This window comes from Neisseria sp. P0021.S005, from assembly GCF_051956955.1.
Map to the genome: position 1 here is coordinate 1 of NZ_JBQCWY010000599.1, position 1,878 is coordinate 1,878.

3 protein-coding genes are annotated in these 1,878 nt (G+C 49.5%); 2 read left to right on the plus strand and 1 reads right to left on the minus strand.

Annotated elements, in window-relative coordinates:
* The first annotated feature begins 113 nt into the window (after positions 1–113).
* Positions 114–392: an ArsR/SmtB family transcription factor gene (locus ACTHUE_RS17340; RefSeq protein ID WP_219089050.1), complete on the plus strand. Its 279-nt coding sequence runs from the start codon at positions 114–116 to the stop codon at positions 390–392.
* Positions 393–559: 167 nt separating this feature from the next.
* Positions 560–1,330 (plus strand): exodeoxyribonuclease III, encoded by a 771-nt coding sequence (gene xth, locus ACTHUE_RS17345; RefSeq protein WP_219089052.1) that lies wholly within the window; start codon positions 560–562, stop codon positions 1,328–1,330.
* A gap of 231 nt (positions 1,331–1,561) precedes the next feature.
* On the opposite strand, the gene ACTHUE_RS17350 is transcribed toward xth, so the two are convergent.
* A partial coding sequence (locus ACTHUE_RS17350) for a hypothetical protein (protein WP_440424060.1) occupies positions 1,562–1,878 on the minus strand: 317 nt, incomplete at its 5' end.

The window sequence follows — 1,878 nt, forward strand, 5'->3', positions numbered from 1 at the left end:
GTGTACACTACAAGGTAAGAGTTTGAATTATAAGGTTAATCTTAATAAAAACTACAATCATCCAAATTTAACCCAAATCAAGCATTCATATAACAGACAAAAGGAACAATAATATGGAAATCAAGCGTCTCGCTACCATTCTCAAACTGATTGCCAACCCCGAACGCATGGCCATCCTTTTTCTGCTGCTTAACGGCGACCGCAGCATTACCGAACTGGCACAGGCGCTCGACTCCTCCCCGACCGGCATCGCCAACCACCTCGCACGCCTGCGCACCGAAGGCATCATCGATTTCACGCGCTACCACCGCATCATCGAATACCGCCTCATCTCCGAAGAAGCCACCACCATCCTCAATACCCTGCGCACGCTCAAAGACCAGGCTGAATAAACAAATTATTCCACATCACAACATCAAGGCCGTCTGAAACATCAGCTTTCAGACGGCCTGCCACTATCAGCCCATATCGAAAAATAAACCAATCCGCTATACAATACCGCCCATGCCCACAGGCGCAATCCGCCGCCTTCCCACCCAACAGCACACACGGAAACATCATGAAAATCGCCACTTGGAACGTCAATTCCCTCAACGTCCGCCTGCCCCAAGTACAAAACTGGCTGGCCGACCACCAAGCCGACATACTCGCCTTACAAGAACTCAAGCTCGACCAAGACAAATTCCCAGCCGCCGCCCTGCAAATGATGGGCTGGCATTGCGTCTGGAGCGGCCAAAAAACCTACAACGGCGTCGCCATCATCAGCCGCCACGCACCGCAAGACGTACATTGCGGCCTCCCCACCCTACCCGACGACCCGCAACGCCGCGTCATCGCCGCCACCATCAACGGCGTACGCGTCATCAACGTCTATTGCGTCAACGGCGAAGCCCTGGACAGCCCAAAATTCCAATACAAAGAACAATGGTTTGCCGCATTGACCGAGTTCGTCCGCGCAGAAATGGCCGCACACCCCAAACTCGTCCTGCTCGGCGACTTCAACATCGCCCCGGCCGATGCCGACTGCTACGACCCCGAAAAATGGCACGAAAAAATCCATTGCTCCTCCATCGAAAGACAATGGTTTAAAAACCTACTCGACCTCGGCCTGACCGACAGCCTGCGCAAAATCCACCCCGAAGGCGCGTTCTACACATGGTTCGACTACCGCGGCGCCATGTTCCAACGCAAACTCGGCCTGCGCATCGACCACATTCTCAGCAGCCCCGAACTCGCCGCCACCCTTACCGACGTCACTGTCGACCTAGAAACCCGTGCCCAAGAACGCCCCAGCGACCACACACCGGTAATTGCAGAGTTTGACTGCTAACACTTTGAATTAAGAAAAAATCAGGCCGTCTGAAAACTGGATTTCAGACGGCCTTTATTCTAAAAGTTTTCAGACGACATTTGAGGTCTTCTGAAAGTTTGAAATAATGGTTTGAACGGAAAAGAACGCGTGCGTGCGTACCGCACATACACTACACGTCGGTTTTAAATTTTGTGCCACCTGCAAGTAGAGTATGGCGCAACCACGCAACGTGGTTGGTGGAGATACAGGCTACGGCTTGCTAGTAGTCATATGAAAAGGCGTTCGTTCTGTGAACTCCTGAATAAATTTATAAACTAAATCTTCAAAGATTTCTTGTGCAACATTTTTTATTTTTGCATCATCTGGTAACTCTGCATGCACCAAGCTAAATTCAAATTTAACCCAAATAGACGCTGTTAAAATGAACTCTTTGCTTGTGCTAGACACATCTGCAATTGCAGTAACTTTAAACTCTGTATCAGATTTCTTTTCTATTTGTGGTTGTGCAAGAATTTGCATTTCTCCACCGCCAATATCATCTCTTGATATTGAGTCTAAGGATGTTT

Coding starts and splice junctions, on each gene's coding strand:
- ACTHUE_RS17340 (WP_219089050.1), top strand. CDS start 114: ATGGAAATCAAGCGTCTCGCTACCATTCTCAAACTGATTGCCAACCCC.
- xth (WP_219089052.1), top strand. CDS start 560: ATGAAAATCGCCACTTGGAACGTCAATTCCCTCAACGTCCGCCTGCCC.